Origin of the sequence: Bradyrhizobium sp. SZCCHNR2028 (genome assembly GCF_032380995.1) — a bacterium.
Classification (GTDB): Bacteria; Pseudomonadota; Alphaproteobacteria; order Rhizobiales; family Xanthobacteraceae; genus Bradyrhizobium.
Genome location: NZ_JAUHJF010000042.1, coordinates 1 through 7,727, shown reverse-complemented (window position 1 = coordinate 7,727; position 7,727 = coordinate 1). Strand labels below are relative to the sequence as shown.

The 7,727-nt window shown below is 57.7% G+C and carries 8 protein-coding genes; 4 read left to right on the top strand and 4 right to left on the bottom strand.

Going from position 1 to position 7,727, the window contains the following annotated elements; all coding sequences use genetic code 11:
• Positions 1-357: 357 nt before the first annotated feature.
• Genes rfbA through rfbC form a run of 4 tightly spaced genes read right to left on the bottom strand, consistent with a single transcriptional unit; the run spans position 358 to position 3,772 of the window.
• On the bottom strand, positions 358-1,233 hold the full coding sequence (gene rfbA, locus QX121_RS31420; RefSeq protein WP_315778449.1) for a glucose-1-phosphate thymidylyltransferase RfbA: 876 nt from the start codon (positions 1,231-1,233) through the stop codon (positions 358-360).
• A 3-nt stretch (positions 1,234-1,236) separates the two neighbouring features.
• Complete coding sequence (rfbD, locus tag QX121_RS31415) at positions 1,237-2,142, bottom strand: dTDP-4-dehydrorhamnose reductase (RefSeq protein ID WP_315813900.1); 906 nt, start codon at positions 2,140-2,142, stop codon at positions 1,237-1,239.
• An 8-nt stretch (positions 2,143-2,150) separates the two neighbouring features.
• Entirely contained in the window at positions 2,151-3,200 is a 1,050-nt protein-coding gene (gene rfbB, locus QX121_RS31410; protein WP_315813899.1) for a dTDP-glucose 4,6-dehydratase, read from the bottom strand.
• A 2-nt stretch (positions 3,201-3,202) separates the two neighbouring features.
• Entirely contained in the window at positions 3,203-3,772 is a 570-nt protein-coding gene (gene rfbC, locus QX121_RS31405; RefSeq protein ID WP_315813898.1) for a dTDP-4-dehydrorhamnose 3,5-epimerase, read from the bottom strand.
• 642 nt (positions 3,773-4,414) lie between these two features.
• Between rfbC and QX121_RS31400 the strand changes: the two genes are divergently transcribed.
• The 4 genes from QX121_RS31400 to QX121_RS31385 form a co-directional block, all read left to right on the top strand.
• Positions 4,415-5,140: a LuxR family transcriptional regulator gene (locus QX121_RS31400; protein WP_315774297.1), complete on the top strand. Its 726-nt coding sequence runs from the start codon at positions 4,415-4,417 to the stop codon at positions 5,138-5,140.
• 302 nt (positions 5,141-5,442) lie between these two features.
• Positions 5,443-6,051, top strand: a complete 609-nt coding sequence (locus tag QX121_RS31395) for an acyl-homoserine-lactone synthase (protein ID WP_315733680.1) — start codon at positions 5,443-5,445, stop codon at positions 6,049-6,051.
• A gap of 51 nt (positions 6,052-6,102) precedes the next feature.
• On the top strand, positions 6,103-6,312 hold the full coding sequence (locus tag QX121_RS31390; RefSeq protein WP_315774298.1) for an MbtH family protein: 210 nt from the start codon (positions 6,103-6,105) through the stop codon (positions 6,310-6,312).
• 49 nt (positions 6,313-6,361) lie between these two features.
• Positions 6,362-7,727, top strand: a 1,366-nt coding sequence (locus tag QX121_RS31385) for a condensation domain-containing protein (protein WP_315813897.1), incomplete at its 3' end; no start/stop codon positions are given.

Here is a 7,727-nt window from a genome sequence, read left to right as displayed (position 1 = left end):
TCTCCTTGGAACACTGAAGCTTCGCAACCTCAGCTTCCTCGGTTCAGACCGGATGGACAACCTCCTGGAAGACCACACCTAGCCACCGTGCACGCGAGGGACCGTAGCTTCGACAACTGGGCATTTGCGTAATTCAAGCGAGCCGCGGGTCGGTCCGTCGAGAGCATGGATGAGAAGGGACGAGCCCAGCAGGGCACCACACCTGGTCTAGTGATTGCAAAACGGCTCTTCCGGGACAAGTTGACACAAGACGTTTGCGGCGAAGCACGTTTCTAGCTCGCCGAGGCCTGTCGAACACACGGCGCGCGCCATCAATCAACGCGAATCGTCGAACGTCAATCTCGGAACGCGCGCGTATCAGAGAGCAGCTGCCTTGGCGAGAGCCTGCACGTATCTAGCGTAGTCGCTCTTGCCGAGCGCTGCCCCCAGCCGCTCCAGTTGCTTCTGCTCGATGAAACCCTGTTTGAACGCGATCTCCTCCGGACAGGCGATGCGAAAGCCTTGCCGTTTCTCCAGAGTCGCGACGAAGTCCGCGGCGGCCATGAGACTGTCGGGTGTTCCAGTATCCAACCAAGCGAAGCCGCGGCCCATTTGCTCAACAGCGAGCAGCCCTCGTTCCAAATAGACCCTGTTGACGTCGGTAATCTCAAGCTCCCCTCGCGCGGAGGGAACAATGCTGGCGGCAATTTCGACCACCTGGGGATCATAAAAATATAGCCCCGTCACGGCAAAGTTCGATTTTGGAGTTGCGGGTTTCTCTTCTATCGAAGTTGCTTGTCCTGTGCTGTCGAAGCCAACCACGCCGTACCGTTCGGGGTCGGCGACATGATAGGCAAAGACCGTCGCACCGAACCGGCGGCCAGCGGCCCTGACAAGCATGTCCGGCAGACCATGGCCAAAATAGATGTTGTCGCCCAAGATTAAGGCTGACGATTCGCCGCGCACAAAATCTGCCCCGATAATGAAGGCTTGAGCCAGGCCTTCAGGTTTGGGTTGCACGGCATAGGATAGCGTCAGTCCCCATTGCCCGCCGTCGCCCAGCAGGGACTGAAATAGCGGAAGATCGCCCGGTGTCGATATAATCAGTATGTCCCTGATACCCGCCAGCATCAATGTCGTTAGCGGGTAGTAGATCATTGGCTTGTCGTAAATCGGCAGGAGCTGTTTGGACACCACCAACGTCATGGGATAGAGGCGGGTGCCGGTTCCGCCAGCCAGAATGATGCCTTTCAAGATCTACTCCAAATTGGCGTGAGCGGGATCGCACAGGCGATCGAGGCAGATTCGCAAGGATTGCGATGAGTGAGGCAGGCGCAGCCCGAAGACAGAGTTCAATCTGTCGCAGTTCAGACGGGAATTCGCCGGCCTAACAGCGGCCGTCGGATAGTCCTTCGTCGAGATCGCCTCAACACGGGCTGGACAATCTCGTCTCGTTGCGAGGTCGAGGACGATGCGTCTGGCGAACTCGAACCAGCTCATTTCGTCAGGACCCGCCAGATGCGTGACGCCGCCATGACCAGACTGCCAGCCCGAACCCGCGATCTGCCGAGCGACGGCAATGATGGCATCGGCGATGTCGGGCGCGTAAGTGGGGCAGCCGATCTGGTCGTTGACGATACCCAATCGATCCCGTTGCCGGGCGAGCCGCATGACCGTCCTTACGAAATTGTTGCCATAGGGCGCGTAGACCCATGAAGTTCGCAAGATCAGGTAACGATCGGCGGCAGACGCCACCGCGACTTCGCCGGCGAGCTTCGATCGACCATATACGCTCTGCGGCGAAGTCGCGTCGGTTTCGACGTAAGGAGCCGGATTCTTGCCGTCGAAAACGTAATCCGTCGACAGATGGATGACGGGAACATCCAATCGACTTGCTGCTGATGCGACCGCACCAGCTGCCTTGGAATTGATCGAGTAGGCCAGATCCGGTTCCGTCTCCGCACGATCGACAGCGGTATAGGCGGCAGGATTTACAACGATGTCTGGCGAGAACTCCGCCAAAGCCCTTTCAATCTGTTCGATGCGCAACAGGTCGAGGTCGGAGCGCGTGGAGCATCTGATCGTGATGTCGGGGTTCGCTGCGGCAGCTTCCCGCAATGATCGAGCGACCTGACCTTCGCTCCCAATAACATATAGACGCATCGTTCTGCTCAATGTCGACCAAGACCTAGTCGCTCGCCACGGTATACGTTTTCGCGCAGCGGCCTCCACCACGCGGGATGCTCGAGATACCATCTGACCGTCTTTTTGATGCCGCTTTCCAGAGTCTCCTCAGCGCGCCAACCCAGAGCCGTTTCGAGCTTTGTTGCGTCGACGGCGTAGCGCAAATCGTGACCCGGACGATCCTCGGTATAGGTGATCAAGCCGTCGTGCGAATGTGCGGGCCCACGCAGTTCGTCAAGGCATGCGCAGATTTGTCTTACCACCTCGATGTTGGAGCGTTCGTTGCGACCACCGACATTATAGGTCTCGCCTGGAACTCCTTTCTCGAGGATCAAGCCCAGCGCGCGCGCATGATCCTCGACAAACAGCCAATCCCGGACATTGAGACCATTTCCATAAACCGGCAACGGCTCCCCGTGCAGAGCGTTGAGGACCATCAACGGAATGAGCTTTTCAGGAAATTGATAGGGCCCATAATTGTTTGAGCAATTGGATACAATGACGGGCACGTCGTAGGTTCTGTGCCAGGCCTTTGCAAGATGATCGGACGCGGCCTTGGTCGCTGAATAGGGGGAACTCGGATCATATCGCGTAAGTTCGGTGAAAAGTCCGGTCTCTCCCAACGAGCCGTAGACTTCATCGGTCGAAACGTGAATGAACCGGAATCGATCGGCGAGCAGGGGATTATGGTCGAGATGGCGGCGCGTGGCCTCCAGCAGGGTGAAGGTGCCTACAACGTTTGTTTGGACAAATGCATTTGCGCTGGTGATCGACCTGTCAACGTGGCTTTCTGCTGCAAGATGAACGACGGCAGTCGGTCTATGCTTGATGAAAATCTTCTGCAGGGCATCTGCATTGCAGATGTCGGCCCTCTCGAACGCATAGTTGGGATGCTCGGCAACCAGCGCAAGCGAGGCCAAATTGCCGGCATAGGTCAACTTGTCGACGACAACGACCTTGAGGCCAAGGTCAAAAACAAAATGCCGACAAACCGCCGAGCCGATAAATCCTGCTCCGCCCGTGACGAGAACGTGCATGTTCAGTGGCTCCCCTGCGCATTCTTGAAGGGCGAGATAACGGAACTGAGCCGCGGATTCTGCTGATCCTTCTTAGACAAAATGGGCTCGCCTGCTAATCGCCAATCGATTGCAAGATCTGGATCATCCCAGGCGATCCCTCGCTCAAGATCCGGGGCCCAATAGTCGGTCACTTTATAAATAACCTCGACTGGTGCTTCTAGGGTCACATAGCCATGAGCGAATCCTGACGGTACCCATAATTGCTTCCAGTTCGCCGCAGACAGCTCGATCGCTACATGACGTCCGTAGGTCGGAGATCCTCGCCGGATGTCCACGGCCACATCCAAGATCGATCCTCCGACGCAACGAACGAGCTTGCCTTGGGCTTTGGGAGGCAGTTGAAAATGAAGTCCGCGCAGCACCCCGCGTTCGGCGGAGAAGACATGGTTCTCCTGGACCAGATCGTCCATCACGCCGTGTGCCCTCAGATCATCCTTGCGGAAGGTCTCCGAAAAAAAACCCCGATGGTCACCACGCCTTGAGGGGACGATGAGAACAAGACCATCGATTTCGAGATGCTGAAAATCCATTTCACACCAAGCTCATTAGGTGCCAGCACCAGGAAGCTTCCGTCCGATCGCGCGACAATAGCGGGAAGCCGCATCTTTGCAAGGCGCGTCCAGTCGCGAGTGACCCGGCGCGCTTAAGGCCGAGCCCGCGCGCGGCATCTCGTTAGCACCGACAGCAGCACCACCAAACTGATGCCTGATCTGCTCATGGAAAAGAAAAATGGATTATCGTCAGCTCGATAGGCTGCGGCTTTGCGACGCAGCTACGAGAACTCGCAGCAATGCTGTTCCAAATCTGATTGTCGTGTAATTTTCATTTGCAACCTCTGAATGCGTCGAGGTACTATCAACTTCAGGGCATCGTCCGTGAGCTCGGCGGAATCCTTAGCTTCGGATTCGTCTGATGGTGGGGATGTGAAGCTTGGAGAGTCGTTATGCAGCCTATCCTCGTTCATAAACCATTATGAATGCTGTGGTGGCAGCTCAGGAAGGCACGAATTCAAGTAAGTAACCAACGGTCAATAGTCACGATGATCTTCACCGCCAACGCAATGGTCCGACGGCAACATCACCAACAGGGACCGGAAGTGTCGCCGTATCCCCCAAATCGGTTATGGATCAGCTCGAAGAAAGGCGCGGCTGTCGTAGGCAAGGGGGTGCGACATGAGGGTATTTGAACAATTCGTTCAAAATCTGACGACATGCGACAACGCGCATGAAATCGAGCGTCTATTGCGACAGACCTTGGATCAGTACGGCTTTCCATGTTTCGCTTATCTAAGCTTCACGCCGCGAGGTGACGAAGACGATACACTGGCAATGACGACGTATCCGAGTTCCTGGGTGGAGCGGTACTGTGCAAATCGGTACGACAGGATCGATCCGGTGATCGCCCGCTCGGTTACAACGACGCTTCCCTTCGCTTGGTCGGCTGATCGATTTGATGCAGGGCTGACCAACAGGCAGAAGGGGCTTCTAAAAGAGGCCAGCGAGTTCAACATTCGACGTGGTGTCACGATTCCGATCCATGATCGCCAGGGTAAAGTTGCCACACTCACGCTCTCGGCTGGCAATTCCCGTCCGGCGTTCGAATCCCAAGTCGAGAAATACCGCCATCAGCTGCATCTCATTGCGATCTACCTGTATGCGCAATTGCGTGACGTAACGCCATCGCCCACGTCATCGCCTCGCCCATACCTGACACAGCGCGAGAGGGTCTGCCTGCAATGGGCAGCTCGCGGAAAGAGCGCTTTGGATACAGCGGAAATCATAAACGTCAGCCGACGAACGGTTGTCTTTCACACCCAGAATGCCAAGCGCAAGCTCGGAGTTGCGACCGTGCAACAGGCGGTCGCCAAGGGACTGGCGTACGACATCATCAGCATGTAGCCGTTCGTCGAGCGGTCCGAAGTGCCGCGACCTTGGAGTGGCCGCGCCTGGGCTTGCAGATGCGCGTCTTGATAGCGTCGCTCTCCGTAGCGTCGCTCTTCGAGGTCACTTGGTGTCGCATCCCTCTATCGTGTCGGCACCACCCGTTGTGGCCGCGTCGGTGCATAGCGCAGCATGTTCGCGAGCTACCGACGCCGACTCTAGGGCAGTCTCCAAACACGGGATACCTGCAAAGGTAGACAGCTCGAGCTGATGTTGGCGCCGGGTCATACTCCAGCCTGACGGACGGCACGAGGACGCCAATGATACGAATTGTCACGAAGGACAATGCAGAACGCCACATCAGCGGTAGCGGTTTGTATCAAATGCATCGTCTTCGGAAGGCGGTCTTCAAGGACCGGCTCGGTTGGGACGTCATCGTAAGCGGCGAACTTGAGGTTGACGAATACGACGCCTTGCGGCCTCGCTATCTGCTCTCGATGGACAGACACGGCATCCTGAACGGTTGCGTCCGCCTCCTGCCGACGACCGGTCCGAATATGCTTCGCGATATCTTTGCGTCCCTTGTGACCAAGGCAGCCGTGCCTCGCGGAGAACGCGTGTGGGAAGCCAGCCGATTTGCAGTGAGCGGGAACACCGGCGGCACTCAATCGGGCATATCACAAGCGACCTACGATCTGCTGATCGGAGTTCTGAAATTCAGTTTGTCGAACGGCATAAACACGATCGCTTGTGTCGTCGACGTGCGTATGGAGCGAGTCCTGCGGCGGGCTGGCTGGCGACTCGAGCGCCTCGGCCCCGCGCGCCGAGTCGGCAACACCATCGCCATGGCCGGACAGCTTGACGTGTCTACACAAATCCTTCGACAGCTTGAAGCGCGTGTGGGCCTCGCGCACGCAGCCGCGGCCTGATCGTGGGCGCACGACTGAAGTCATCCCCTAGTCGAGATCGGAGCACGAGACGTGAGTAACCCTTTCGATGATCAGGGCGGCACCTTCGTCGTCCTGCTCAATGACCAAGGTCAACATTCGCTCTGGCTCGCAGCTGCGGAGATTCCGGCCGGCTGGTCCGTGGTCTACGCACAGAACAGCCGCCGGGCCTGCATCGACTACATCGACACAAACTGGACGGACATGCTTCCGAGAGCCCGCGCTGATAGCCATCCGGCATAGCCGCAGACTCGATCATCCGTCTAAGGCATAATACATGGTTGGGGAAGCCGTGAACGCGATCAACGAACCTTCACAGGTATTGCCACTCTCCGCGGCTCAGACGGGCATGTGGTTTGCGCAGAAGTTCAGTTCGCCGGACTCGATATTCAATCTTGCGGAGTCCATAGAGATACACGGTCCGATTGATCCGCCGCTGTTCGAGGCGGCCTTGCGGCAAGCCGGGATGGAAGCGGAAACCGTGCGAGTGCGGTTCATCGAGCGAAGTGATGGAATTCGCCAGATGATTCCCCGCAGATTGGATACGACCTTTCCATTCATCGACGTTAGCTCCGAACCTGACCCGCGGGCGGCAGCAGAAGGCTGGATGATGGCAGAGTTGACCCAACCGGTCGATCTGCTGACAGGGCCGCTTTGGACCTGCGCATTGTTCAAGGCCGCGGCGGATCACTATTTCTGGTATCATCGCAGCCATCACATCGTCATGGACGGTTTCACCGGCGGGCTCTTCGCCCGGCGCGTCGCCGAGATCTACACGGCTCTCACCGAGGGACGCGCTCCCGAACAAGGTACTTTCGGTCCTTTGGCGCTTCTCCTCGAAGAAGAGACCGCGTATCGGAGCTCCGAACGATTTGCACGCGACCGCGAGTATTGGCTGAAGCACTTCGCCGATCGCCCGGTTGCGTTTAGTCTTGCCGATCAGCGAAGGCAAAATGTCGGTGGCCTTCTCCGCCAGACGACCCATCTCGGTGCTGGAAGCGTGAAGGCGATGCGCGCAACGGCGCAGGCCAGCGGCGCAAGTCTCCCGCAGATCATGATCGCCGCGATCGCAGCCTATCTCCATCGCGTGACAGGTATTGACGATTTGGTCGTTGGCCTGCCGGTTGCCGCCCGGCCCAAGGGACGGCTGCGGCGTGTTCCCGGCATGGTTGCCAACGCCGTGCCGCTACGTTTGGCGATGAGTCCGAGCATGAGCGCGACGGCACTCATTCGCGATGTGGGAAGGCAGGTCCGCGAAGCGATTCGACACCAGTCCTACAGATACGAGGACCTCAGGCGGGACCTTAGCCTGCTTTCCACCAACGGGCACCTTTTTACCACTGTCATCAATATCGAGCCATTCGACTACGACCTCCGGTTCGGCGGCCATTCCGCAACGACTCACAACCTCTCCAATGGCTCGGCCGACGACCTCGCAATTTTCGTCTACGACCGTGGAGATGGAAAAGGGCTTCGAATTGATTTCGACGCCAATCCCGCCCTTTACACCTCGAACGATCTCGCCTGTCACCAGCAACGTCTCGTGAGGTTGGTCGAGGCAATCGCACACGATCCCAGTCGGCCGATCGGCGCAATCGACATTCTCGACGCGGCGGAGCGGCGTCGGGTGCTGGCGGAGTGGAATGACACGGTGCGCG

Excerpts from the sequence above, each read along its gene's own strand:
- rfbD (WP_315813900.1), bottom strand. The coding sequence starts at position 2,142 with ATGCGTCTATATGTTATTGGGAGCGAAGGTCAGGTCGCTCGATCATTG.
- rfbB (WP_315813899.1), bottom strand. The coding sequence starts at position 3,200 with ATGCACGTTCTCGTCACGGGCGGAGCAGGATTTATCGGCTCGGCGGTT.
- rfbC (WP_315813898.1), bottom strand. The coding sequence starts at position 3,772 with ATGGATTTTCAGCATCTCGAAATCGATGGTCTTGTTCTCATCGTCCCC.
- QX121_RS31400 (WP_315774297.1), top strand. The coding sequence starts at position 4,415 with ATGAGGGTATTTGAACAATTCGTTCAAAATCTGACGACATGCGACAAC.
- QX121_RS31395 (WP_315733680.1), top strand. The coding sequence starts at position 5,443 with ATGATACGAATTGTCACGAAGGACAATGCAGAACGCCACATCAGCGGT.